Here is a 24,262-nt window from a genome sequence, read left to right as displayed (position 1 = left end):
GCCCGCTCAGTCCTCCGCCGGCGTGTTGAGGGCGGAGAGCACGTCGGCGCGCGTGACCAGGCCGACGTAGCGACCGTGCTCGACGACCGGCAGGCGCGAGTGCCCGCGCTCGACGATCACGTGCGCGGCCGCGTGGATCGTGGTCGACGGCTCCACGACGACCGGCGGCTCGCTCATCAGGTCAGAGACCTTCGCCGCCGCCGCCTTCTTCAGGCGCTTCTCGAAGATCCGCAGCTCCGGCGGGAAGAACACGAGCCCGCCGAACAGCTCGATGTAGTGCGGGACGTGCAGGTCACCCTCCTCGTCCGCGATGACGAGGTCCTTCTCGGTGACCACGCCCACGCACCGCCCGCCATCGTTGACGACCGGCAGCGCCGGCACATCCTGCTCCCGGAACTGGGCGATGACCTCCTCGACGGTCGCGGTCTCCGCGATCGACGGCGCCTCGCGCTCCATGATGTCGGCAACAGTGCTGGGAACGGGCATTCGCCCGGGACTCTAAAGGGCGCTCGCGGTCGCGGCGCTCAGCGCGGGGGCTCGCGGCGGCGCGGAATGTGGTTCGAGGGCACCGAGGGAGTGAAGCCGGGTTGGCGTGGCGACCGCCTGGTGTCATCCGCAGGCCTCGCGCCGGGCTCCCGGGGGCGATCCGCAGCCCGATGGCACTTAACCCGCGATATGCGCGGGTCAGGTGCCATCGACGACCGGTGAGCGAAATGGTTCACACGTAACCCGCGATATACGCGGGTTAGATGCGAACCGTTCGCGATTCGGACCCGAACCGCCCTCTCCCCCGGCGCCCGCGGACGACGCCCGGCGGCGGCCACGCCACACACCTTCACTCCCTCGCCGCCTCCGGACCACGCCGCGCGGCACGACAAGCGCCCGCGCTGAGCGCCGACGCCGCGCCTACTCCAGCGTCCGCGCCAGCTCCTCCACCACATCGCTCGCGATCACGCCATCCGGCCCACCCAGCGCCCGCGCCGCGGCGCGGCCCGCCTCGACGTGTACGAAGACGGCGGCAGCCGCCGCCTCGAAGGGCGCCATCCCCCGGGCCAAGAAAGCGCCAAGGATGCCGGAGAGGACGTCGCCGGTGCCGGCGGTGGCGAGCGCCGGCGCGCCACCCCGCGAGATCGCGACGCGGCCTTCGGGCTCGGCGACGATCGTGTCGTCGCCCTTGAGGACGAGGATCGCGCCGGAGCGGCGGGCGGCCTCGCGCGCGTGGTGAAGGCGGTGAGCGCCGACCGCGGCGCTGTCGGTGTCCAGCAGCCGTGCCAGCTCGCCGGCGTGGGGCGTGAGGATCGTGGGCGCTTTGCGCGCGGCGAGCGCCTCGAGGTCGCCGGCGTGCGCGTTGAGCCCGTCGGCGTCGAGCACCAGCGCGACCTGCGCCTCGCGCGCCAGCCGCCGCGCGAACGCGAACGCGCCGTCGCTGCGGCCCAGGCCCGGGCCGAGCACGAGCGCGCCGCCGCGCTCGGCCTTCTCCAGGACGCCGTCGACACCGGCCTCGGTGTGTGCCCCCGAGCCGCCGTCATCCGGCAGCGGGACGCTCATGACTTCGGTGAGCTTGATCTCGAAGATGTCATTCAGGCTGTCCGGGACGCACGCGGTCACGTAGCCGGCGCCCGCGCGCATCGCGGCCAGCGACGACAGGCACGGCGCGCCCGTGAGCCCGCGCGAGCCGCCCGCGACGAGCACGTGGCCGGAGGCGAACTTGGTTGACTCGGCGCCGCGGCGGACGTAGGACTTCAAGATGTCGCGGTCGATCAGCCACGTGTGGGGCTCGATCGGGTACTCCGGATCGTCGCTCGGAATCCCGATGTCGACGACGTGCACCTCCCCCGCGTGCCCCTTGCCCGGCGCGATCCACAGGCCGGGCATCGCCGCGTGGAACGTCGCGGTCGCGACGGCCCGCACGGCCGCGCCCTCCACCGCGCCGCTCGACGCGTCCACCCCGGACGGCACGTCGCAGGCGACCACCGGCACGCCCGCGTCGTTGATCGCCTCGATCGCGCCCGCCACGTCCTCGCGCGGCGTCCCGCTGAACCCCGTGCCGAGGATCGCGTCGACCACGACCGCGGCGCCCCGGAGCACAGCGGCGTCGAAGCGCGCCACGCCCGCGCCGCCCAGCCGCTCCCAGTTAGCCCGCGCGTCGCCCTTCAGCTTCTCCGGATCGCTCGTCCACGCGACGTCGACCTCGCGCCCGATCTCGCGCAGCAGCCGCGCCACCGCGTACCCGTCGCCGCCGTTGTTGCCGCCACCGCACACCACGACGACCCGACCCCGCGGCGCGACGTCGCCCACCACGGTCGCCAACCCCTCCGCGGCGCGCTCCATCAGCTCCAGCCCGGGGATCCCGCGCTCCTCGATCGCCCACGCGTCGCTCGCGCGCAGCTGCTCGACGTCGAGCAAGGCCTCCATGATCTAGCGGACCACCGCCACGGCTCCGGCCGTTCCCCGCGAGTGCGTCAGCGACACATCGACCACCACGTCCCGCGCGGCCAGCGCGCCGTGCAGGACGATCCGCGGCGGGCCGCCGCCGTCCGGCACCGCCACCTCGATGTCGCGCCACGACCACGCCTCCAACCCCAAGGCCTTGGCCACCGCCTCCTTCGCGCAGAACCGCGCGGCCAGATGCTGTGACGGCCGTGCCTTGCCCTCCGCGTACGCCCGTTCGGCGTCGGTGAACAGCCGCGCGGCCAGCGCCGGCCGGCGCGCCAGCGCGCGCTCCAGCCGCTCGATCTCCAGCAGGTCCAGGCCGACGCCGCTCACGACGTCGACCTTACCGGCGGGCGGGTCCTACTCGACCGTGACCGTCTTGGCCAGGTTGCGCGGCTGGTCCACGTTCAGGCCGCGCAGCCGGGCGATGTGGTACGCCAACACCTGCAGCGGGATGACCGCCAGCAGCGGCTGGAGCATCCAGTCCAGCGCCGGGATCCGGATGACGTCCTCGGCGTGCTCGCCGATCTCGACGTTGCCCTCGGAGGCGACCGCCACGACGTGCGCGCCGCGGGCGCGGACCTCCTGGACGTTGGAGACCACCTTGTCGAGGATCGGCGAGTCGGTGGCGATGCACACGACCGGCGTCGACTCGTCCAGCAGCGCGATCGGGCCGTGCTTCATCTCGCCCGCCGCGTACGCGTCGGTCGGGATGTAGGAGATCTCCTTCAACTTCAAGGCGCCCTCCAACGCAACCGGCAACCCCACATGCCGACCCAAGTACAAGAAGAACTCGCGGGTGAAGTGCTGCTGGGCGATCGCCTCGACGTCCAAGGACGCCAACAACTGATCGATCTCGTGCGGCACGCGCTTGAGCTCGCTGATCAGGCGCGTGCGGTCCTCGACGCCGAGCGTCCCGCGCAGCTCCGCCAACCGCAAGGCCAATAGGTACATGACCGCGACCTGGCAGAGGAACGTCTTGGTCGCCGCGACGCCGATCTCCAGCCCCGCGCGGGTGTACAGGACGCCGTCGGCGTCGCGCGTGGCCTGCGACCCCATCACGTTGGTGACCGCGATGACCTTCGCGCCGCGCTCGCTCGCCAGGCGCATCGCGGCCAGCGTGTCGGCGGTCTCGCCCGACTGCGTGATGCCGATGACCAGGCAGTCCGGGCCCACGACGGGGTTCCTGTAGCGGTACTCGGAGGCGACGTCCATCTCGACCGGGATCCGCGCCCACTCCTCGATCGCGTACCGGCCGATCAGGCCCGCGTGGTAGGAGGTGCCGCAGGCGACGACGACGATACGGGTGACGCCGCGCAGCATGTCCTCGTCGAAGGAGGCCTCCTCGGCCAGGTCGACGCCGTCCGGGCGGACGGTGCGGTCGGCGATCGTCTCCGCCACCGCGTCGGCCTGCTCGTGGATCTCCTTCAACATGAAGGTCTCGAAGCCACCCTTCTCGGCGGTCTCCTCGTCCCAGTCGATCTCGACGATGTCGCGCGGCAGCTCCTCGCCCTCAGGCGTCAGAAACGTGGTGCCCTCGGCGGTGACGACGACCAGCTCGCCGTTCTCGATGTACTGGACCTTGCGCGTGTGCGCGAGGAAGGCGGGGATGGCGGAGGCCAGGAACGTCTCGCCCTCGCCGCGGCCGATGATCAGCGGGCACTCCCGGCGGGCGCCGACCAGGACGTCGGGCTCGTCGAGCGTCATCGCGACGAACGCGAAGTGGCCCTGCAGCTCGGCGTAGGCGGCGCGCACGGCGTCGACCAGGGAGCCGGTCGCGAGGTGGTGGGAGACCAGGTGCGCGATGACCTCGGCGTCGGTCTCCGAGGTGAACTGCGCGCCCATGTCGGTCAGGCGCGTCTTCAGCGCGAGGTAGTTCTCGACGATCCCGTTGACGACCACGTGCACGCGGTTGGTCGTGTCGAAGTGCGGGTGCGCGTTGGACTCGTTGACGCGGCCGTGCGTGGCCCAGCGCGTGTGGCCGATCCCGGTCGTGGCGCCGCGCGTGGCGGTGGCGACGCCGCCCTCGGAGGGCGCGCGCAGCGCCTCGTCGGCGTCGATGGCGGCCTTCAGGTTGGCGAGGTTGCCGACCGCGCGGACCGACTCGATCTCATCGGCGGCCGTGATGACCGAGATCCCGGCGGAGTCGTAGCCGCGGTACTCCAGCTTTTGCAGTCCGGCGAGCAGGATGTCCTGCGCGGGACGCTGGCCGACGTAGCCGACGATGCCACACATGTGCGCCTCCTTCGGGATCTCGTGGGATGGGGCGGGCCGATCGGGCGCGTGAGGCGGCCCGTCGGAGGGTCGTTCGAGAGTAGCAATGGGGATTCCTGCCGCCCTGGACTGACGGGCGGGTAGGAGAGCGCTGCGGCGCCTAGGCGTTGGCGGGCAGCTGCTCGACGATCGCGACCAGTCGGGCGCACACCGCGTCCGTCTCGTCTTGCGTCGGCGCTTCGACCATCACGCGCACGAGTTGCTCGGTGCCCGACGGGCGCACGAGCACCCGACCGCGGCCCTCCAGGGCCTCGCTCTCGCGCTGGACGGCCTCGTTGAGCGTCTCCGAGGTCATTGCGGCGTCGCGGTCGGCGACCGGGACGTTGACGAGCTTCTGCGGGATCTTCTCCATCGCGGCGCGGTCGGCGAGGTCGCCCCCGCGCAGCGCCTCCAGCGTTAGCAGCGCGCTGGCGATGCCGTCGCCGGACGGCACGAAGTTCATGTCGATGATGTGGCCGGACTGCTCGCCGCCCAACGACCAGCCGCGCGTGCGCAGCTCTTCGAGGACGTAGCGGTCGCCGACCGCGGTGATCGCAACCTCGACCTCCGCCTCGCGCATGCCCGCGTGGAAGCCGTAGTTGGTCATCACGGTCACGGCGACGCCGCCGGTGAGGCGGCCCGCGTCGCGCAGGCTCAGCGCGGCGAGCGCGATCAACTCGTCGCCGTCGACGACCACGCCGTGGCGGTCGACGGCCAGCACGCGGTCGCCGTCGCCGTCGAAGGCGAAGCCGAGGTCGTGGCCGCCCTCGCGCATCGTGGCGATCAGCAGGTCGAGGTGCGTCGAGCCGCAGCCCGCGTTGATGTTGCGGCCGTCGGGCTCGTCGGCCAGGACCGTGACCTTGGTCGCGCCCAGGCGGCGGAAGATCTCCGGCGCGGCGCGGTAGGTCGCGCCGTGGGCGCAGTCCAGGACGACGTCGACGCTGGAGAGGTCCAAGTCGCCGAAGCGCGTCTGAAGCTCGCGGAGGTAGTCCTCCAGCGTGCCGTGCTGCTGGCGGACGCGGCCGATCGCGGGCGGCGCCGTTGGCGCGGCGTCGGCGTGCTCGGCCAGCTGCGCCTCGATCGCGGCCTCGTCGGCATCCGACAGCTTGAAGCCGTCGGGGCCGAAGAACTTGATGCCGTTGTCGGCGAACGGGTTGTGCGACGCCGAGATGACCGCGGCGAGGTCGAATCCGTAGCGGCCGATCAGCAGCGGCGCAGCCGGGGTCGGCAGCACGCCGCCGAGCAGGACGTCGCCGCCGGCGGACGTGACGCCCGCGGCCAGCGCGGCCTCGAGCATCTCGCCCGACTCGCGCGTGTCGCGGATGACCAGCACCTGCGGGCGCTCCGCGGGCGACTGGGCCGTGACCGCACGGCCCAGTGCCAAAGCGAGCTCCGCGGTGAGGACCTGGCCGGCGACGCCGCGAACGCCGTCGGTTCCGAAGAGCCGTCGGCTCGGCGTCGCCAAACCTGGCGCTCCTAGCGCTTCGAGAACTGCGGCTTCTTGCGGGCCTTCTTGAGGCCGGCCTTCTTGCGCTCCTTGGCGCGCGCGTCGCGCGTCAGGAAGCCGCGGCGCTTGAGCTCGGTCCGCAGGTTCGGGTCGGCCTCCAGCAACGCGCGGGAGATGCCGTGGCGCAGGGCGCCCGCCTGGGCCGAGACGCCGCCGCCGTGCATGCGGGCGATGACGTCCATGCGGTCCTCATAGCCCACCGTCTCCAGGGGCTGGCGGATCGTGCGCTGCAACGTGGCGCGCGGGAAGAACTCGTCCAGCGTGCGGCCGTTGATCAGGTAGTTGCCCGTGCCCGGCTTGAGGATCACGCGGGCGATCGCCGTCTTGCGCTTGCCGGTCGCGCGATAACGCGCGTCCTCGGCGAGCTGGATCTGCGCCGTGATCGGCTGCTCGTCGACGACGTCGTCCTCGTCGCCGGAAGCCTGGGACTCGTCGCCGTCAGGGTCCTCGTCCTCAGACCAGGAGGGGCGATCCTCGCTGTCCAGGACGATGTCGACCTCGAGGTCGGCACCCGGGATCGCCGGCTTCTCGCGCGGCTTGGGCTCCTCGTACTCCTCGTCGCCCTCGGCCTCGGCGGCCTCGGCGGCAGGCGCCTCAGCAGCGGGCGCCTCGGCAGCGGGGGCCTCGGCAGCGGCGGGCGCGGGCGCCTCGTCGGCAGCCTCGGCCTCGGCGGCGGGCGCCTCGTCAGCGGCCTCGATCGACTCGACGTCGGCCTCGACGATGGGCTCGTCGGGGATGCCACCGGCAGCCTGAAGCTGCTCCTCGGCGGCCTGCTCGTCCTTCGGGTCCTGCGGGGTCTGGTCGGACATGCCTAAGACTTGATCTCCAGGGGCTGGGGCTGCTGCGCGGCGTGCGGATGCTCCGGGCCCGCGTACACCTTCAGCTTCGTGAGCTGCTTGCGGGCAAGGCGGTTGCGGGGCAGCATGCCCTTGACCGCGAGCCGGATGACCTCTTCGGGCCGGCGCTCGAGCATCTCCTCGAGCGTGCGGGACTTGATCCCGCCCGGGTAGCCGGAGTGGCGGTAGTAGCGCTTCTCTGCGCGCTTGTTGCCGCTGACCGAGATCTTCTCCGCGTTGATGACGACGACGAAGTCGCCGGTGTCCACGTGGGGGGTGTACTCGGGCTTGCGCTTGCCGCGCAGAGCGTCGGCGATCTGCGTCGCGAGGCGACCGAGCGTTTGCCCGTTCGCATCGACGACGAGCCAGTTGCGCTCGCGGGTTTCTGAGTTGGCGACGTAGGTCTTCACGGCTTGTAGTGCTCGGCCGGGCGGCTGGATGCCACCCGTTCCGGCCGGAGGAGTCTAGCGTGCGTGCCGCTTCGGGTGCAGTGCGGTGTGCATCCCGGGCCGGTTCGATCCTCGCACGCTCAACGAACACAAGGGATTCGGCGCACGCTGTGCTCTACGTTAAGCTCTACGTATGAGACGCGCACGCCGCGCTGGAGCGATCGCGAGCGAGATCGAAGACCTGCTCGCACAGTACGGCGTGCCGCTCCCCACCGCCGCCGTGCGCGTGCTGCTCGCCGACCGCGGCCGCCCCACCACCGCCGAGCACCTCGCGCGCGTGGCGGCCTCTGAACGCGACGAGTTCCTGCGCACCCGCATGGCGCCGCGCCTGTGCTGTGCGATCGCGCCGGACGCCACGCTGGTCACGCCGCGCTGGTGGGCCGACGGCGACTGGCGCCTACAGCGGCGGATCCTCACCGAGGACGCGCTGCCGCTGTGGCGCGGCCATCTCGCCGAGCGCCTCTGCTCGGACCTGATCGCGCGACGCCGGCCCGCCTCGCGCGAGCTGACCGGGCTCGTGCGCAGTGCGATCGCGCAGTTGGACCTCGACGAGGAGCTGGCGCGGCTGACCGACCCGTCCGACTGGCTCGAAGTGCGCGCGCTCGTGCTCGACTTCTACCCCGGCGTCCTGGTCGCCGACGACGTCTCGACCGCGCAGCAGGCCGCGGCCGAGCAGGAGCTCCTAGCCGCTGATCGGCCCGCGGTCGACCGCTACTTCGGCGTCTCCCCGCACCGGGCGCGCGCGTAGTCAGCCGCCGAGGAACGCCTGGTCCTGGTGGCCTTCGGCCAGCGACCCCGACGAGCGCCGGATGCACGCCGCCCACTTGTTGGTCATCGCGACCGGCTCCCAGCGCGGGTCGGCCTGGAGGAACTCGAACAGGCCGAGCCGGACCTGCGGCAGCTGGACGTCGTCGAAGACCACCACGCCGCCGTCGCGCAGGCGGCCGGCGGCGTAGTACCAATCGACGATCGCCATCGGCCAGTTGTGGGCGCCGTCGACGAAGACGAGGTCCAGCTCGGTCGGCTCTAGGCGCGGCAGCACCTGGTCGCTGGGCCCGACCTCGAAGGTCATCCGCGACCGGTCGATCCCGCGCTCGTCGGCCCACGCCTGTAGGCGCTGCACCTCGCCGGCGTCCGGGACCACGCACGTGTGCTCCGTGCCCCAGACCGCGAACAGGCCGGTCGAGATCCCGAGACCGGTCTCCAGCGTGCGGCTGGCCGGCGTGACGTGCTGGGCGAGGAACTCATAGCAGTCGGTGTTCGTGCGCCAGACGCCGCCCTCGGCCTGCGGATGGGCCTGCGGCGGATCGTTGAGCACGCGCGCGATCGCAAGGCTGCGGGCGACGGGATCGTCCATGCGTCGGACCGTAGCGAGCGGGGCGGCGTCCGCGGACGGACCGAACATCCGTCCATGGGCTGGACTCGTCTGCGTATGCGGCCGACGTACCGGGTGTGTCGGTCCCTCCCCCCAGCACGCACCACAGCTCTGCCACGACGTCGCCGGCAGTCCCGGAGCACCATGCGGTGTCGGACGTCCCTGGGCTGATTCCGCCGCTGGCCCGGGGCCGCTCCACGCGCCTCATCGGCCAGGTCGTCGTCGAGCTCGGCTTCGCCAAGGAAGAGGCCGTCGAGCGCGCGGTCATGCACGCTCGCGAGTCCGGCCGGCTCACCGGTCGCGTCCTGATCGAGGACGGCGTCCTGACCCCGCAGCAGCTCGCGCGGGTTTTGGCCGAGCGGTTCGGCATCGAGCGCGTCGACCTCACGGTCCTCAAGATCGACACCGACCTGGCGCGCCTGGTCGACCCGAGCTTCGTGCGTCGCTACGACGCGATCCCGGTCGGGCAGGACGACGACGGGCAGCTCCTGCTGGCGATGGCCGACCCGGCCAACATGCTGGCGATCGACGACGTCACGATGATCACGGGCATGGCGGTGCGCCCGGTCGTCGCGGCCTACGACGACATCCACCGCCTGAGCGTCAAGCTCGGCAACGACATCCCGGACCTCTCCGACGACGGCTCCGACGACAACGGCGAGGTCGACCTGACCGCGCCGGTCGCCAACGACGTCACCGACCTCGGCGCCGACGACCAGGCGCCGATCATCAAGTTGGTCAACTCGGTCCTGAAGCGCGCGATCCGCCGCGGCGCCTCGGACATCCACTTCGACCCGTCCTCCGAGGACATGCACGTGGTCTTCCGCGTGGACGGCATGCTCGACCAGGCCGTCACGATCCCTCGCCGCATGTCGGTCGGCGTGATCTCGCGCATGAAGGTCATGGCCAACCTCGACATCGCCGAGCGCCGCCAGCCGCAGGACGGCCGCGTGTCGCTGCTGATCGACGGCCACGAGATCGACCTGCGCATCGTGACGTTGCCGACGGTCTACGGCGAGGCGGTCGTCGCGCGAATCCTCGATTCGTCGAGCGCACCCGTCGGCCTGGAGCAGATCGGCATGCTCGACACCGATCGCGGCAACGTCGAGGCCGCGATGGCGCGCCCGTACGGCGGCGTGCTCGTGACGGGCCCGACCGGCTCGGGCAAGTCCACCACCTTGTACTCGTGCCTGGCGCACGTCAACAACGGCACGCGCACGATCGTGACCGTCGAGGACCCGGTCGAGTACCGGATGGACGGCGTCAAGCAGATGGCGATCAACGCCAAGGCGAAGATGACGTTCGCCGGCGGCCTGAAGGCGATCATGCGCGCCGACCCCGACATCATCATGGTCGGCGAGATCCGCGACGGCGAGACCGCGCACATCGCGGTCGAGGCGGCGCTGACCGGCCACCTCGTGTTGTCGACCTTGCACACGCGCGACGCGCCCAACGCCGTCTCGCGTCTGCTGGACATGGGCGTCGAGCCGTTCTTGTTGTCCTCGGCGATCGACTGCGTCGTCGCCCAGCGCCTGGCCCGCAAGCTCTGCGACCACTGCAAGGCCCCCAAGATGGTCGAGGCCTCCGTCATGCGCGACCACGGCTTCGACGTCCAGGGCGAGGCCGTCCAGATCTTCAACGCCGGCGGCTGCGACCGCTGCAACCAGACCGGCTACCGCGGCCGCGTCGGCATCTTCGAGGTCCTGCGGATGGACGAGGAGATCCGCTCCTTGATCCTGCGCCGCGCCTCCGCCGACGAGATCGCCGCCAGCGCTGTGGGCAAGGGCATGAGGCGCCTGCGCGAGGACGGCCAGGAGAAGGTCCTCCTCGGGCTCACCTCACCCGAAGAAGTGCTGCGCGTCACCACCTCCGGGTAGGCGCGCCGGCCTGCCCTGACCAAAAGAGCAGGATCACTCCTCGGAGCGATGACGCCACTAGTCGGCGCGTCTAGCGTGGCACGCCATGACCACGCGCGCGGCTCGCTGGGCCCTGCTGACGCTGCTCGCCACCCTCGCCTGCTGTCCGGCGGGCGCGAGCGCGACGGAGAACATCGCCGACGGCTACGGCGCGAGCGCGGCCATGGACCGCGACGGCACGACGCACCTCGTCTCCGGCGTCCACACCTTCGACGACGAGCGCGTCGTCTACTGCCGCATCCCGCACGGCGCGCAGACCTGCGCGGACACCAAGACGTTCATCAACCCGTGCCGCTACGTCGGCTACGACGGGTCCAGCCAGGACATCGACGGGCCGAAGGTCATGATCTCGCCGTTCGGCGACGTGATCGTCATGACGCACGGCACCTGCGGCGCCGACCCGCCCGGCGACGAGTACGCGCCGGACATGAACATCATCTGGCAGTCGACCGACGACGGCGACACCTTCGACGGGGGCATGGTCTTCTCGCGCCGGGCGTACTCCACCTGGCAGAACCCGGCGGCCTACTTCACCTGGACGGCGTCGGTCCTCGACCTCGCCCAGCGCCGGATCGTGACGGTCGTCAGCAAGGCCGACAACACGGTCTCCGCCGACGCCCAGGACCTCAAGTACCGCGGCGGCGTCTTCGTCCAGGGCGCGCCGCTGGGGATTGTCGCCACCCACTCGCTCGCGCGACTCAGCGACGACGCCGACCATCGCAATCGCGCCGGTGGCGGCGACCATCCCGCGATCGTCCAGCGCGGGCCCGGCCGGTTCGTCGTGGCGTGGACCGACCCGGACGGCAAGATCGCGCTGCGCCAGTACGACCATCCCGAGGACGAGACCCAGACGGCGATCAACGACGCGTCGCGGTGGACGCCGATCGCCGGCCCCGACGAGGTCGAGTCCGACGAGCCGCACCTTGTGACGGGGCCGCTCGGGACGTTCCTGATGTACCGGCACGTCGTTCACGAGGCGAGCACCGGCTACACCTTGTACGAGTGGCGGCTGCGGCGTCTGGAGAACGGCGTCCTCGGGGCCTACAAGAAGATCCCGGACCCCGATCTCAGCGTCGGCCAGGGCTTCGGACACAACTCGACCTACCTCAACTGCTGCGGGAAGGCGCGGGCCAACCTCGTCGAGGATCAGGCCAACGGGCGCCTGCACTTCGTCTTCGCGCTCCCCGGCGACGGCTCGACCCGCTGGAACCACGTCCAGTACATGACCTCCGACGACGGCATCGGCTGGAGCCCGAACGCGTTCGTGCCCGAGCCGGAGTGGGCCAACCGCGACCTTGGCACGGGGGGCGCGTCCAACGACCTCGACCCATGGCTGGCCGAGGCCACCGGCGCGCAGGGCTTCGGCGGCCTGGTCGGCTGGTCCCGCCAGGGGACGCAGTACGGCTACAACTACCCGTTCGGCGATGCGCTGCTGCCCGTGACGACGCCCCCGCCGCCGGTGGGGCCGGGGCCGGACCCCGGGACGGGCGGCGGCGGTGGCGGTGGTGGTGGCGGCTCCAACGGCGGCGGCTCCAACGGTGGCGGCACGACCCCGCCGCCCTCCCCCACGCCACCCCCGGCCTCGCCGGAGGACCGGCGCTGCCGCGTCCTGCAGCTGGCCGCGCTCGACGTCGTCGCCGACGCTTGCTTCGAGCGCGACGGCACCGCGTTCGTCGCCAAGGGCGGGGTGCATGTCAATGGCATGGACATCGCGGGCGCGTCGATCCGATTTGACCCGACCAAGCTGAAGGTCACCTCGACCGGGCCGGTCAACATCTCGGTCGGCAAGACCAGCCCCATCAAGCTGTTCAGCGGCACGATCGACTGGACGGTTCCCAAGGGCAACATCTTCCCGCTGGGCGACATCGACGTCGGCAAGGTCGGCTCGAAGGTCTTCGGGTTCAAGTTCGTGGGCAGCGCCGACATCAAGCTTGTCCGCGGTGCGGTCGAGATCTCCGGCAACGTCGGGCTCCCGAAGCTGCTCGGCGGCGTCACGGCGAACCTCGTCCTGCGCTCCGACAACATCGCCTCGCTGCACGTGCGCGAGCTGAAGTTCGGGTTCTCGCTGGCCAAGCTCGGGCCGCTCGACGTCGCTGACGCGTCGTTGGGCTTTGATCCGGACGGCGGCCTGTGGAGCGGCTCGGCAAAGTTCGCGATCCCGCCGGGCATGCAGCTGGCGGCGTCGATCGAGTTCCGCGACGGCGTGCTGACCAAGCTGGCCGGCGCGTTCTCGCCGCCGGCGCCCGGCTTCCCGCTGGACCCGTTCAGCGTCGCGTACCTCACCGAGATCCGCGCGGAGCTGGATCAGAACCCGCTGTCGCTCAGCGGCGGGCTGACCATCGGCGCCGGGCCGCTGGTGTCCAAGGACGGCTCGGACCGCGTCGTCCGGGTCGACGGCGACCTGCGGGTGACGCTGCCCGACAACGAGCCGGTGACGATCCGCGGCGACGGCGTCGGCAGCGTGATGGGCGTCCCGCTGGCCAAGGCGTTCTTGGAGTACGTGACCGACGGCCACATCAAAGCCGGCGGCAGCGTCAACGCCAGCATCGGGCCGTTCAAGGCTGAGGCGGGCATCGAGGGCTGGTTCTACGACCGCGCGTTCAGCATCGAGGGGCACGCCGACATCTGCGCCGGCGTCTGCATCGGCGGGCGGATCGTGTTCTCGTCCAAGGGCTTTGCGGGCTGCGCACACGCGCTAGTGGCCGACATCGGCGCGGGCGTCACGTGGGGCAGCAACCTGTGGGCGGGCCTGATCAACCCGGTGTTCTTGATCTCGCACCTGGACCTGATGCCGGTCGGCTGCGACGTCGGCGACTACCGGGCGGTGGCCGCCCGCGCCCACGCGGCGCAGACGCCCGGCGAGCGCACCGTGAAGTTCGACGCGGGCCTGCCGTCCGGGATGGTCGGCGTGGTCGGGCGCGACGGCCCGCCGCACGTCGCGCTGGTTGGGCCCGACGGGACGCGCGTGGAGCCTGAGCCCGCCGCGCCGATCAACACGGGCAAGGCGTTCGCGTTCCAGGCGGTGGAGCAGCGGCTGACGTGGTTCGCCGTGAAGGGCCCCGCCGCGGGCGCGTGGAAGATCGTGCCGGAGGCCGACTCGACGCCGATCACCGAGGTGCGCGCCGCCAATGGCCTGCCCGCCCCGAAGGTCACCGCGAAGGTGACCAAAGGCGCCGGCGCCAAGCGGGTGTTGACCTACAAGATCGATCCGCTGCCGGGCCAGACGGTTGCGTTCTCCGAGCAGGGCAAGGGCGGCCTCGGCGCGCAGATCGCCGACGCCGGGACCCACACCAAGGGGACGGTCGCGTTCACGCCGACCGCCGGCCCGAGCGGAACCCGCACGGTCATCGCCCAGGTCGCCCAGCGCGGGATCCCGCGCCAGACGATCGTGGTCGCGCGCTTCGTCGCGCCGGCCCCGCCGCGCCCGGCCAAGCCCGCGCTGCACGTCAAGCGCTCGGGGACGAAGCTGGTCGTGACGTGGAAGAAGGACGCCGCGAGCCGCCGTTTCACCGTCGCGACGCAGCTCAGCGACGGCCGCGTGCTGATGACCTCGACCAAGACGCCCCGCCTGACGATCCCGGCGGTCGCCAAGACCACCTCCGCGACGATCACCGTCCGCGGCGAGGACAAGCGCAGCGTGGCCGGCCCGCGCGCGACGGCGCGGGTCAAAGCGGTCAAGGCGAAGGCCAAGACGAAGCGCAGCGCGCACGGCGCGCCGGCCTGGGTGGCGTAGGCGGCGCGACCGGCTCAGCGCAGCCGCTGCTTGATCCACTTCGTCGCCGCCGGCCCGCCCTTGTCGGTGATCCCGACGTGGTCGACGCCCGCGAAGCGCTGGTAGGTCGGCTTGCCGCCGTTGTCCTTCAACTCGGTCACGAGCTGGTCGGTGAAGAGCGGGATGACGGTCGTGTCGGCGCGGCCCTGCTCGACCAAGACCGGGGTCTTGATCTTCAGGTGCGACGGGTCGTTGGCGTCCAGCAGCTTGGCGACCGGCGCGAGGTCGATGCCCGGCTTGAACAGCGACGACGGCGCCACGCCCGCGACCGGCAGGTCGCCCAGGCACTTCGACTGCGTGCTCAACGCGAGCGACACGCCCGCGTCGGTCATGAAGTCGGCGAGCTGGAACTGGTCGGGGTAGGCGGCCTGCAACCCATAGGCGATGGTCGCGACCAGCCCGCTGAGGCCCGGGTTCGGCGCCGTCAGCGAGCGCGTGAGCGGGATCTGCTCGTCGAGGTGCGAGGCCGGCGCGAACGCGATCGTCCCCTTGACCGCGAGATCGCGCGTGTAGGTCGGCGCGAGCGCCGCGGCGAACAGCGCCGCGTGGCCGCCTTGGGAGTGCCCGGCGATGATGGTGGTCTTGCTCAGCCGCGGATCGACCTGCCGCGCCGCGCGCACCATGTCCAGCACGCCCCGGCCCGCGGCCTTGCCGTTGAGGTACTGGTGGTCGTACTTCGTGCCGAGCCCCTCGTAGTCGGTCCGCACGACCGCGTAGCCGGCCTTCAGCCACGAGGTCAGCAGCGGGAAGACGTAGGCGTGGTAGGCGTGGACCAGGGCCGTCCCGTCGTCGCGCGACGGCGCGCACTGGTCCGCGATCCCGCTCGTCCCGTGCGCCCACGTGATGACCGGCCACCCGCCCTTCGGCGCCTTGCCCTTCGGCACCGAGACGACACCCGACACCGGCACCTGCGCCCCATGCGCATCTTGGGACCGGTACAACACCACCTTGGTCGCGCTCGCGCCGGGCACGACCGCCGCGCCCTTCAGCGTCCTCGCCCAGATCGCGTCACCGTGGTCCTTGCCCGGCAACGGGTTCGGCGCGGTGTAGAACGCATCGCCGGCCGGGCCGACCTTCACCTTCGCGGAGGCGACGGCAGGCAGCGCGGCGATCGACGAGCAGCACGCGACCGCGAGGACGAGACGGGACAGACGGGACATCGCGCGACCTTACACCGGTCGCCGGGGCACGAACGCGCCCCGGGTTACTCCCACTCGATGGTGCCCGGCGGCTTCGACGTGATGTCGAGCACGACCCGGTTGACCTCGCGCAGCTCGTTGATCATCCGCGAGGCGATCTGCTCGAGGAGGTCGTAGGGCAGGCGCGCCCAGTCGGCGGTCATGGCGTCGTCGCTGGTCACCGCGCGGATGACGACGACGTAGCCGTAGGTGCGCTCGTCGCCCTGGACGCCGACGGTGCGGACGTCGGGCAGGACGCAGAAGGACTGCCACAGGTCGCGGTAGAGGCCGGCGTTGCGGATCTCGTCCTGAAGGATGTAGTCGGCGTCGCGCAGGACGTCGAGGCGCTCCTTGGTGGCCTCGCCGCCGACGACGCGGATCGCGAGACCCGGGCCCGGGAAGGGCTGGCGCCAGACCAGGCGCTCGGGCAGACCCAGCTCCGCGCCGACGGCGCGGACCTCGTCCTTGAACAGCGCGCGCAGCGGCTCGACGAGCTCGAACTCGAGGTCCTCGGGCAGGCCGCCGACGTTGTGATGGGACTTGATCGTGGCCGCGCCGGTGCCGCCGCCCGACTCGATCACGTCGGAGTACAGCGTGCCTTGGACGAGGTACTTGGCGTCGCCGATCTTGGCGGCCTCTTCCTCGAAGACGCGGATGAACTCGGCGCCGATGATCTTGCGCTTGGCCTCGGGCTCGCTCACGCCCGCCAGCTTGTCCAGGAAGCGGTTCTCGGCGTCCACGGCGACGAGCGGGATCTTGTACTGGTCGCGGAAGGCCTTGATGACCTGCTCGCCCTCGTTCTTACGCATCAACCCGTGGTCGACGAAGATGCACGTGAGCTGGTCGCCGATCGCCTGGTGCACCAGCACCGCGGCGACGCTGGAATCGACGCCACCGCTAAGACCGCAGATGACCTTCGCGTCGCCGACCTGCGCCCGGATGCGCGCGATCTGCTCCTCGACGATCGACGCCGCCGACCAGCCGAGGTCCGCCTCGCACACGTCGCCCAGGAACTTCTTGAGGACGTCGGTCCCGTAGGGCGTGTGCACGACCTCGGGGTGGAACTGGATCCCGTAGATCCCGCGCTCGACCGACTCGAACGCCGCCACCGGCGACGCCGTCGACGACGCCAGCGCGGTGAAGCCCTCGGGGGCCTCGAAGACCGTGTCGCGATGCGACATCCAGCATGACTGCTCCAGCGGCAGCCCGGCCAGCAGCGTGCCGCTCTCGCGGACCGTCAGCTGCGACCGCCCAAACTCGCCGACCTCGGCGCCCTCGACCTTGCCGCCGAGCTTCAGCGCCAGCAGCTGCATGCCGTAGCAAATGCCCAGCACCGGGATCCCGAGCTCGAGCAGCTCCGGATCGAGCTTCGGCGCGCCGTCGGCGTACACCGACGCCGGCCCGCCGGACAGGATCAGGCCCTTCGGCTTGCGCTTGCGGACCTCCTCTGCCCCCACGTGGTGGGGCAGCAGCTCGCTGAACACGCCGCACTCGCGGACGCGTCGCGCGATCAGCTGCGAGTACTGCCCGCCGTAGTCGAGGACGACGACCTCGTCGACCGCCGTCGGGCGGTCGACGGGCGCCGACTCGTCGGCGAGCTCCGTGGCCGCCGTCGAGGCGGTGACGAGATGGTCGGTCATGTTGGTGTTCTACGCCCCAGCGCCGACCGGGGTCTTGTCGGCCGCGGCGCCGTTCTCGCCGCCCGAGCCGTGCGCCGAGACCGCCGCGCCGCGCGAGCCCATGCCCACGCCCTGCGACGACTGCAGCTGCTTGCCCTCGGTCTGAAGCGACGGGGCGATCATCAGCTCAGCGCGGTTGAACTCCGCGATGTCCTGGTAGCCGCACGTGGCCATCGAGGTGCGCAGGCCGCCCATCAGGTTGAACGTGCCGTCGTTCTCGCGGGCCGGCCCGACGAGGATCTCCTCGAGCGTGCCGTTCTGCGTCGTCGCCACACGCGCGCCGCGCGGGAGCGTCGGATGGAACGTCGCCATGCCCCAGTGGAAGCCGCGGCCCGGCGCCTCGTGGGCGCGCGCCAGCGGCGAGCCGATCATCACGGCGTCCGCACCGCAGGCAATGGCCTTGGAGACGTCGCCGCCGTTGCGCATGCCGCCGTCGGCGATCACGCGCACGTACTCGCCGGTCTCCAGCATGTGCTGGGAGCGGGCGGCCGCGACGTCGGCGATCGCCGTCGCCTGCGGGACGCCGATGCCCAGCACGCCGCGCGTCGTGCACGCCGCGCCGGGACCGACACCTACAAGAACGCCAGCGGCGCCCGTGCGCATCAGGTGCAGACCCGTGTGGTAGGAGGCACAGCCGCCGACGACGACCGGAACCGGCAGGTCGGCGATGAACTCCTTCAGGTTGAGCGCCTCGGAGGTCTGCGAGACGTGCTCGGCCGAGACGACCGTGCCCTGGATGACCAGGATGTCGAGGCCCGCGTCCAGCACCTTCTCGTAGTACCGGTTGACGCGCTGCGGCGTGAGCGAGGCGGCGGTGACGACGCCCTGGTCCTTGATCTCGCGGATCCGCTGGACCATCAAGTCCTCGTCGATCGGCGCGCGGTAGATGTCCTGCATCTCGCGGGTCGCGACGTCCTTGGGCAGCTGCGCGATGCGCTCGAGCTGCTCGTCGGCGTCCTCGTAGCGGGCGAAGATGCCCTCGAGGTTCAGGACAGCCAGACCGCCGAGCTTGCCGATGATCCCCGCGGTGCGCGGGGAGACGACGCCGTCCATGGCGGACGCGAGCAGCGGCAGCTCGAAGCGGTAATCACCCAGCTTCCAGGAGACGTCGACGTCATCGGGGTCCCTCGTGCGCCGCGAGGGCACGATGGCGATGTCGTCGAATCCGTAAGCACGGCGGGCCTTCTTCCCGCGGCCGATCTCGATCTCCATTAGCGAATCCTAGGTCTGGGGCCGGACGAAAAGACCCCGCGCAGGCGGGGTCCGAGGACGGGTCGTAAACGGCGTGATGTGGCGGCAACCAAACACGCATTGGCAGCGTAGCAGTGGGTTCGTACGGAACCGAACCGGACGCTCGCGGCGTCGTGTGATTTAGGACACGTCGGCGGTCGGAGCGGACAACTGCTGGACTTCAACCTCATCCAACAGCCGCTCCACCGCGCGCGGCTCGACGATGCCCGCGCCCAGGTGCTCGGTCGACTCGGCGCCGCACGCGACGCCGAACGCCAGGCAGTCCGCCGTCGACTTGCCCGCGTACCGCGCTGCGACGTAGCCCGCCAGGAACGCGTCGCCGGCGCCGACGCCCGCGACCGACTCGCGCGGCGCGATCGACACGCGGAACCGCGCCCGCGTCCCGTCGACCCTCATGCACGCGACACAGCCGTCCTCGAGCGTCATGACCGCCTCGTGGGCGCCCTGCTCGACCATCTCCCCTACGGCGATGAGACGGTCCTCGTCGTCGTTGAACTCGTGGCCAACGAGCTCCTCGGCCTCGAGCACGTTCGGGGAGATCACGTCCGGCTCGGCGCGCACCGCGTGGCGCAGCGGCTCGCCGTCGGTGTCGATGATCGTCAGCACGCCGGCCTTCTTCAGCTCCCGGATCAGGCCCGCGTAGATATCGGTGTCGACCCCGCGCGGCAGCGACCCGGCGATGACCACCATGTCGGCGCCGCGCGCCAGGTAGAGCAGCTTGTCGCGGAAGAGCCCGATCTCCTGGGCCGAGACCGCGGGACCGCGCTCGTTGATCTCGGTCGTCTGCCCGTTGGTCGGGTCATAGACCGCGGTGTTCGTGCGCGACTCCTCGCGGATGCGCACGAAGTCGTTGAGGATCGACTCCTCGGTGAGCTGGTCGACGATCCGCGTGCCGGTCGGACCGCCCGCGAAGCCGGTCGCGATGACCGGCTGGCCGAGAGTCTTCAGCGCACGGGCGATGTTGACGCCCTTGCCGCCTGCGGCGGTGCGCTGCTCCACGGTGCGATGCCGACGGCCGAGCCGGAAGTTCGGCACGGACAGCGACTTGTCAATCGCGGCATTAAGGGTGACGGTGATGATCACGCGACGGGTGCCCCTCGACCGGCGCGCCGCCTCTGCCTGCGCCGCACCGCGCGCCGCCTCAGCAGCACGAGGTAGAGGCTACAGACGGCGAACGCCGCGAGCAGGACGAGCGTCACCGGGCTGTCGAGCCAGTCGCGCAGGCGATCGAAGAACGTGGCCGCGTCGACGGCGTCCGCGGTGACCAGCGGGATGCGCGCGACGACCTTCCCGCGCTGCAAGACGTTGACGGTGCCGACGCGCGCGCCCTTGGGCAGCGGCCCGTCGATCTCGGTCGGCGCACCGGTGACGGTGACGACGAGCTTGTCGCCCCGCTTGGTCGTGCGCTTGACGGTCTCAGAAGCGGCGAGGTCGACCTGTTCGTCGCGGTGCGAGAGCGAGGCGTGCGCGACGACCTGGCCCTTCTTGACGGCCGTGACCACGTGGTAGCGGTTGAGGCCGTACTTCAACAGCGTCAGCGAGTCGGAGTCGCGCGCCGCCTCGGACGGGTCGCCGAGAACGACCGAGATCACCGTGATCCCGTCACGCGACGCGCTGCCAACCAAGATGTAGCCCGCGGCGTTGGTGTGGCCGGTCTTTACGCCGTTGACCGCGGGCGTCGAACGCACCAGCAGGTTGCGGTTGGCGAACGTGCGCGGGTGCGCGCCGGACTTCAGCGTGACCTGCTTGAGGTCGGTCGTCTCGCGGAAGAACGCGTTGCGGCGCAGGATCAGCGCGAGCTTGGCCAGGTCGGTCGCCGACGAGTAGTTGCCCTTGCCGTCCAGCCCGACCGGGTTGTCGTAGTGGGTGTCGTCGAGCTTCAGCTCGCGCGCCTTGGCGTTCATCATTGCCACGAACTTCGCGCGCGTGCCGCCGATCCGCTGGGCCAGCGTGGCGGCGGCGTCGTTGGCCGAGGTGATCAGCAGCGCGCGCAGAAGGTCCCGGACCGTGACGCGCTCGCCCTCCCCGAAGCCGGCTAGGGATTCGGTGGCGCCCCCGTGGTAGTCGATCGTCCTCATCACGTCGTCGAGCGAGGCGTGCTCGAGCGTGACCAGCGCGGTCATCAGCTTGGTCGTGGAAGCGATCCCGCGGCGCTGGTTGGCGTTGCGCTGGAAGACGACGTCGCCGGTGGCGGGCTCGACCAGGATCGCGGCGGGGGCGCGGACCTGCGGGGCCTTGGTCGCGGCGTGGGCCGAGCGCGCGGGCGCAAGGGCGAGCAGCAGCGTGGCGGTGAGGGCGAGCAGCAGCGCGAGGACGCCGCCCGCCCGCACGGATGCGGACCAGCGCGCCGTCATCGCGGCAGCTTCAGCTTCTGACCGGGTGAGAGGGCGGACGGGTTCACGTCCGGGTTTGCCTCCTGCAGCGCCTCCACCTCGACCCCCTGCTTGTCGGCGATGCCGGAGAACGTGTCGCCGGACTTCACCTTGTACGACTTGGCCTTCTTGGAGGCCTTCTTCTTCGTCGTGGACGTCGACGCGGAATCGCCGTCCTTGCTCGTCTTCGACGTCGTCGTCTTTGCGCCGCTGTCGTCCTTGAGCAGCCCCTGGTCGACCACCGTGTAGATCGCGAACGCGCACGCGATCAGGGCGAGCGGGGCCAGCCAGCGGGCATGGGAGCGGCGACGGCGCATCTGCGCAGGAGGATATGGGGCCGACCGGTCTGGACGTCTCAGCCCAGCGCCCACGCGGTCTCGCGTAGGCGCTCAGCCTCAGCGCGGGCGGCCGCGGCGGGCGCGCCGCCGCTCTGCTCGTGGGCGCGGACGATCGAGCGCGACGCGGTGACCAGGCCGGCGGCGCGACCGGGCGCAAACGCCGGGGCGAGGTCCTCGACGCGGCCACCCTGGGCGCCGACGCCGGGCAGCAGGAAGATCGCGTGGGGCAGCAGCTCGCGAGCGCGGGCCAGGTGCTCGGGCTGGGTGGCGCCGAGGACGGCGCCGACGTCCGCGAGCCCCGACTCCGGCCCGCGGTGCTCGTCGCCGAGCTCGGCGACCAGCTCGGCCACGCGCTCCCAGACCGTGCCGCCGCGGGCCAGCGGCTCATCCATCAGGTCGGCGGCGCCGGGGTTCGAGGTCCGGACGAGCGCGAAGAGGCCGCCGCCGGCGGGGCGCGCGACGGCCGCGAAGGACCGCAGCGTGTCGAGCCCCATGTAGGGGTTGACCGTGAGCGCGTCGGCGTTCAGGCCGCCGGCGTCGAAGAACCCGTGGGCGTAGGCGGTCGCCGTGACGTCGATGTCCCCGCGCTTGCCGTCGGCCAGGACGAAGAGGCCTTGTGCCCGGGCGTGCTCGACGGTCGCTGCCAGCGCCGCCCAGCCGGGTGCGCCAAGGCGCTCGAAGCAGGCCACCTGCGGCTTGACGGCGACGACCGCCGGCGCGACGGCGTCGATGACGGCGCGGCAGTGCGCGAGGACGGCGACGGCGGGATCGGGGTCGCCGCCGGCGTCCGGCCACAGGCGTGCCGGGTCCGGGTCCAGGCCGAGGACGATCTGGGACTCGCGCTCGGCGACGAGCGCGGCGAGGCGGTCGGCGACGTGGCCGGGGGGCACGCCTTAGGCCTTGACGGCCTTCTTGAGGCCCGACCCAGCGGTGAAGCGCGGGACCTTCGAAGCCGCGATCTGGATCGGCTCACCCGTGCGCGGGTGCACGCCCTCGCGCGCGCCGCGCTCGGCGACGTGGAACTTCCCGAAGCCCGAGAAACTGACCTCGCCACCGCGGGCGAGCGTCTCCTCGATGACGGCGAGGGCAGCGTCGACGGCGGCAGCAGCGTCCTTCTTGTCCAGGTTGGACTTGTTGGCGACGTGGTCGACGAACTCGCTCTTCGTCATCTTTCGGCGGTCCTTTCCGAGGGTTGGCGGGGGTGGCGGCCGGGCAGTGTGGACTCCGGTCCGGACGGACCGGCATGCAGGCGTCGGGCCCGACGAGCAGAATGATGGCGACGATGACCCTTCAGCGCATCGCCTGGCTGGTGACCGTGGTGGCCCTCCTGATCGGGGCGCTCATCATGTTGCTGTCCAACTACCAGGGCTACGCGGCGCTGTTCACGGCGGTCGCGCTGTCCGCCGCGATCAACCTGCGCTGAGCGTCGCGTCCTCGGCGCCGCCGTCTTCGACGGCGGGCTCGGTGTGGACGATCACCTCGTCGATCGCCGGCGCGCGGTCGCGGATCCGGCGCTCCAGCTCGCTGGCCACGCCGTGGGCCTGGTCGAGGGTCTGATCGCCGGCCAGGCGGACGGTGAGAAGGACGACGAGGCCGTCGGCTGCGGCACGGAAGCGGAGGTCCTCGACGGGCGCGCCGGTGAGCTCCTGGACGAGCTCGCGCACCACCGCCTCCTCGTGGGCGACCTCGCGCCGCGCCGGCTCCGCGCCCTCCGCCTCCGAACCGGCCAGCGGCTCGATGTGGGTGTGGACGTCGACGACCTCGGGGACCGCGTCGTGGATCGCCTCCTCGACCGCGCAGGCGATCGCGTGGGCGGCGCCGAGGCCGAGGTCAGCCGGCAGCTTGAGGTGCAGGGACAGCTCGAGGCTGCCGTCGACGGCGGTCGTGCGGACGTTGTGGACCTCGCGCACGCCGCGGACGGTCAGGGCGGCGGCGGACGCCCGCTGGCGGACGTCGGCGCCCGCGGTGCCGGGCTCGACGTGGACGACGACGTCGCTGCCGGGGAGCGCCTGGCGGACGGCCTCCTCGATCGAGTCGGCGACCGCGTGGCCCTCGCCGAGCGCGGCGTCGGGCGGGACGGCGACGGTCGCCTCGACGAAGTTGCGCCCGGCGGCGGCGCGCACGCGCAGGCGGCGCAGCTCGATCGTCGGCTCGGCGGCGAGGATCGCGGTGCGCGCCTCGCGCTGGGCCTCCTCCGGCGTGGCGTCCATCAAGACATCCACATTGCGTCGCATCAGCCGGACCGCGGCGGAGACGACGAGGACCGCGACGATCAGCGCGGCGATCGAGTCGGCAGCGGGCGTCCCGGCGGAGGTGAGCGCCAGGCCGATGAGGACGGCGATCGTGCCGACGAAGTCCGAGGCGAAGTGCAAGGCGTTGGATGCCAGCGCCGGGCTGCCGTGCTTGATCGCCGCACGCCGGGAGATCGTCAAGCGCGAGACGTCGACCACCAGCACGACCGCGAGCACGGCGAACGTCCAGGCGTTGGCGTCAACGTGGTGCTCGCCGCCCTCGATCAGGCGCGAGAGCGCCTGCACCCCGATGAACGCCGAGGCCAGCACGAGGAACCCGCCCTCGCCCAGCGCCGCCAGGTGCTCGGCCTTGCCGTGCCCGTAAGGATGGTCCCGGTCCGCCGGCCGAATCGCGACCCGCAGTGCGAGGAAGGTCAGCAGCGCGGCGACGAGGTCCGTACCCGAGTGCACCGCCTCGGCGACGAGGCCGAGCGAGCCGGAGATCAGACCGGCGATGAGCTTGAGCGTGACCAGGAACGCGGCGGCGAAGACCGAGCCGAGCGCCGAGCGCAGGACGGTCTTCGAGGCCGTGCCGTCGGGCATCGCCGGGGCCGCTCCGCCGCCGGTTACCGCAGCGGTCGTCTCGCTCATCGCCCCACCCCGCGCGTCGTC

Annotated in this window: 21 protein-coding genes; 4 read left to right on the top strand and 17 right to left on the bottom strand. The window is 71.6% G+C overall.

Annotated features, from left to right (window positions below; translation table 11 throughout):
* Positions 1-6: 6 nt before the first annotated feature.
* From ACT01A_RS22785 to rplM, 7 genes are all read right to left on the bottom strand, one after another.
* Positions 7-486 carry a CBS domain-containing protein gene (locus ACT01A_RS22785; protein ID WP_445149400.1) on the bottom strand — a complete coding sequence of 160 codons (480 nt, stop codon included), beginning with the start codon at positions 484-486 and terminating at the stop codon, positions 7-9.
* Positions 487-906: 420 nt separating this feature from the next.
* Entirely contained in the window at positions 907-2,415 is a 1,509-nt protein-coding gene (locus ACT01A_RS22780) for an NAD(P)H-hydrate dehydratase (protein WP_445149399.1), read from the bottom strand.
* A gap of 3 nt (positions 2,416-2,418) precedes the next feature.
* On the bottom strand, positions 2,419-2,766 hold the full coding sequence (locus tag ACT01A_RS22775; protein WP_445149398.1) for a holo-ACP synthase: 348 nt from the start codon (positions 2,764-2,766) through the stop codon (positions 2,419-2,421).
* 27 nt (positions 2,767-2,793) lie between these two features.
* Positions 2,794-4,668 carry a glutamine--fructose-6-phosphate transaminase (isomerizing) gene (gene glmS / locus ACT01A_RS22770; RefSeq protein WP_445149397.1) on the bottom strand — a complete coding sequence of 625 codons (1,875 nt, stop codon included), beginning with the start codon at positions 4,666-4,668 and terminating at the stop codon, positions 2,794-2,796.
* Positions 4,669-4,807: 139 nt separating this feature from the next.
* Entirely contained in the window at positions 4,808-6,151 is a 1,344-nt protein-coding gene (glmM, locus tag ACT01A_RS22765) for a phosphoglucosamine mutase (RefSeq protein WP_445149396.1), read from the bottom strand.
* Between the two features lie 11 nt (positions 6,152-6,162).
* Complete coding sequence (gene rpsI, locus ACT01A_RS22760; protein WP_445149395.1) at positions 6,163-7,002, bottom strand: 30S ribosomal protein S9; 840 nt, start codon at positions 7,000-7,002, stop codon at positions 6,163-6,165.
* 2 nt (positions 7,003-7,004) lie between these two features.
* Positions 7,005-7,439 (bottom strand): 50S ribosomal protein L13, encoded by a 435-nt coding sequence (gene rplM / locus ACT01A_RS22755; RefSeq protein ID WP_445149394.1) that lies wholly within the window; start codon positions 7,437-7,439, stop codon positions 7,005-7,007.
* Positions 7,440-7,611: 172 nt separating this feature from the next.
* Here rplM and ACT01A_RS22750 point away from each other — a divergent pair, with 172 nt between their 5' ends.
* The gene (locus tag ACT01A_RS22750; RefSeq protein ID WP_445149393.1) at positions 7,612-8,226 is read left to right on the top strand and encodes a hypothetical protein; all 615 of its coding nucleotides are present in this window, start codon (positions 7,612-7,614) and stop codon (positions 8,224-8,226) included.
* On the opposite strand, the gene ACT01A_RS22745 is transcribed toward ACT01A_RS22750, so the two are convergent.
* Positions 8,227-8,835: a class I SAM-dependent methyltransferase gene (locus ACT01A_RS22745; RefSeq protein ID WP_445149392.1), complete on the bottom strand. Its 609-nt coding sequence runs from the start codon at positions 8,833-8,835 to the stop codon at positions 8,227-8,229. It lies immediately after the preceding gene.
* A 167-nt stretch (positions 8,836-9,002) separates the two neighbouring features.
* Between ACT01A_RS22745 and ACT01A_RS22740 the strand changes: the two genes are divergently transcribed.
* Positions 9,003-10,730, top strand: coding sequence for a GspE/PulE family protein (locus tag ACT01A_RS22740; protein WP_445149391.1), 1,728 nt, complete (start codon positions 9,003-9,005; stop codon positions 10,728-10,730).
* Positions 10,731-10,815: 85 nt separating this feature from the next.
* Positions 10,816-14,502 (top strand): hypothetical protein, encoded by a 3,687-nt coding sequence (locus ACT01A_RS22735; RefSeq protein WP_445149390.1) that lies wholly within the window; start codon positions 10,816-10,818, stop codon positions 14,500-14,502.
* Between the two features lie 14 nt (positions 14,503-14,516).
* On the opposite strand, the gene ACT01A_RS22730 is transcribed toward ACT01A_RS22735, so the two are convergent.
* The 8 genes from ACT01A_RS22730 to ACT01A_RS22695 all read right to left on the bottom strand — a co-directional run bounded on the left by ACT01A_RS22730 (position 14,517) and on the right by ACT01A_RS22695 (position 22,528).
* Entirely contained in the window at positions 14,517-15,701 is a 1,185-nt protein-coding gene (locus ACT01A_RS22730; RefSeq protein WP_445149389.1) for an alpha/beta fold hydrolase, read from the bottom strand.
* A gap of 44 nt (positions 15,702-15,745) precedes the next feature.
* Positions 15,746-17,359: a glutamine-hydrolyzing GMP synthase gene (guaA, locus tag ACT01A_RS22725; protein ID WP_445149388.1), complete on the bottom strand. Its 1,614-nt coding sequence runs from the start codon at positions 17,357-17,359 to the stop codon at positions 15,746-15,748.
* A gap of 9 nt (positions 17,360-17,368) precedes the next feature.
* Positions 17,369-18,610 (bottom strand): GuaB3 family IMP dehydrogenase-related protein, encoded by a 1,242-nt coding sequence (locus ACT01A_RS22720; RefSeq protein ID WP_445149387.1) that lies wholly within the window; start codon positions 18,608-18,610, stop codon positions 17,369-17,371.
* A 159-nt stretch (positions 18,611-18,769) separates the two neighbouring features.
* On the bottom strand, positions 18,770-19,732 hold the full coding sequence (locus ACT01A_RS22715) for a 1-phosphofructokinase family hexose kinase (RefSeq protein WP_445149386.1): 963 nt from the start codon (positions 19,730-19,732) through the stop codon (positions 18,770-18,772).
* A complete protein-coding gene (locus ACT01A_RS22710; protein WP_445149385.1) occupies positions 19,729-21,003 on the bottom strand; it encodes a D-alanyl-D-alanine carboxypeptidase family protein in 1,275 nt (424 codons plus the stop codon). Before ACT01A_RS22710 ends, ACT01A_RS22715 begins: the two co-directional genes overlap by 4 nt.
* A complete protein-coding gene (locus tag ACT01A_RS22705) occupies positions 21,000-21,338 on the bottom strand; it encodes a LysM peptidoglycan-binding domain-containing protein (protein ID WP_445149384.1) in 339 nt (112 codons plus the stop codon). Before ACT01A_RS22705 ends, ACT01A_RS22710 begins: the two co-directional genes overlap by 4 nt.
* A gap of 38 nt (positions 21,339-21,376) precedes the next feature.
* A complete protein-coding gene (gene pyrF / locus ACT01A_RS22700; protein ID WP_445149383.1) occupies positions 21,377-22,249 on the bottom strand; it encodes an orotidine-5'-phosphate decarboxylase in 873 nt (290 codons plus the stop codon).
* A gap of 3 nt (positions 22,250-22,252) precedes the next feature.
* On the bottom strand, positions 22,253-22,528 hold the full coding sequence (locus tag ACT01A_RS22695) for an HU family DNA-binding protein (RefSeq protein WP_324909042.1): 276 nt from the start codon (positions 22,526-22,528) through the stop codon (positions 22,253-22,255).
* Between the two features lie 113 nt (positions 22,529-22,641).
* On the opposite strand from ACT01A_RS22695, the gene ACT01A_RS22690 reads away from it, so the two are divergent.
* Entirely contained in the window at positions 22,642-22,782 is a 141-nt protein-coding gene (locus ACT01A_RS22690; protein ID WP_445149382.1) for a hypothetical protein, read from the top strand.
* On the opposite strand, the gene ACT01A_RS22685 is transcribed toward ACT01A_RS22690, so the two are convergent.
* Positions 22,769-24,241, bottom strand: a complete 1,473-nt coding sequence (locus tag ACT01A_RS22685) for a cation-efflux pump (RefSeq protein ID WP_445149381.1) — start codon at positions 24,239-24,241, stop codon at positions 22,769-22,771. The genes ACT01A_RS22690 and ACT01A_RS22685 overlap by 14 nt on opposite strands.
* Positions 24,242-24,262: the final 21 nt, after the last annotated feature.

This window comes from Baekduia sp. Peel2402, assembly GCF_052567285.1.
Note: the sequence above shows the minus strand (reverse complement) of the source record. Positions and strands in the feature narration are given on the sequence as shown.

Coding starts and splice junctions, on each gene's coding strand:
- ACT01A_RS22785 (WP_445149400.1), bottom strand. CDS start 486: ATGCCCGTTCCCAGCACTGTTGCCGACATCATGGAGCGCGAGGCGCCG.
- ACT01A_RS22780 (WP_445149399.1), bottom strand. CDS start 2,415: ATGGAGGCCTTGCTCGACGTCGAGCAGCTGCGCGCGAGCGACGCGTGG.
- glmS (WP_445149397.1), bottom strand. CDS start 4,668: ATGTGTGGCATCGTCGGCTACGTCGGCCAGCGTCCCGCGCAGGACATC.
- rpsI (WP_445149395.1), bottom strand. CDS start 7,002: ATGTCCGACCAGACCCCGCAGGACCCGAAGGACGAGCAGGCCGCCGAG.
- ACT01A_RS22750 (WP_445149393.1), top strand. CDS start 7,612: ATGAGACGCGCACGCCGCGCTGGAGCGATCGCGAGCGAGATCGAAGAC.
- ACT01A_RS22745 (WP_445149392.1), bottom strand. CDS start 8,835: ATGGACGATCCCGTCGCCCGCAGCCTTGCGATCGCGCGCGTGCTCAAC.
- ACT01A_RS22735 (WP_445149390.1), top strand. CDS start 10,816: ATGACCACGCGCGCGGCTCGCTGGGCCCTGCTGACGCTGCTCGCCACC.
- ACT01A_RS22730 (WP_445149389.1), bottom strand. CDS start 15,701: ATGTCCCGTCTGTCCCGTCTCGTCCTCGCGGTCGCGTGCTGCTCGTCG.
- guaA (WP_445149388.1), bottom strand. CDS start 17,359: ATGACCGACCATCTCGTCACCGCCTCGACGGCGGCCACGGAGCTCGCC.
- ACT01A_RS22720 (WP_445149387.1), bottom strand. CDS start 18,610: ATGGAGATCGAGATCGGCCGCGGGAAGAAGGCCCGCCGTGCTTACGGA.
- ACT01A_RS22710 (WP_445149385.1), bottom strand. CDS start 21,003: ATGACGGCGCGCTGGTCCGCATCCGTGCGGGCGGGCGGCGTCCTCGCG.
- ACT01A_RS22705 (WP_445149384.1), bottom strand. CDS start 21,338: ATGCGCCGTCGCCGCTCCCATGCCCGCTGGCTGGCCCCGCTCGCCCTG.
- ACT01A_RS22695 (WP_324909042.1), bottom strand. CDS start 22,528: ATGACGAAGAGCGAGTTCGTCGACCACGTCGCCAACAAGTCCAACCTG.
- ACT01A_RS22690 (WP_445149382.1), top strand. CDS start 22,642: ATGACCCTTCAGCGCATCGCCTGGCTGGTGACCGTGGTGGCCCTCCTG.
- ACT01A_RS22685 (WP_445149381.1), bottom strand. CDS start 24,241: ATGAGCGAGACGACCGCTGCGGTAACCGGCGGCGGAGCGGCCCCGGCG.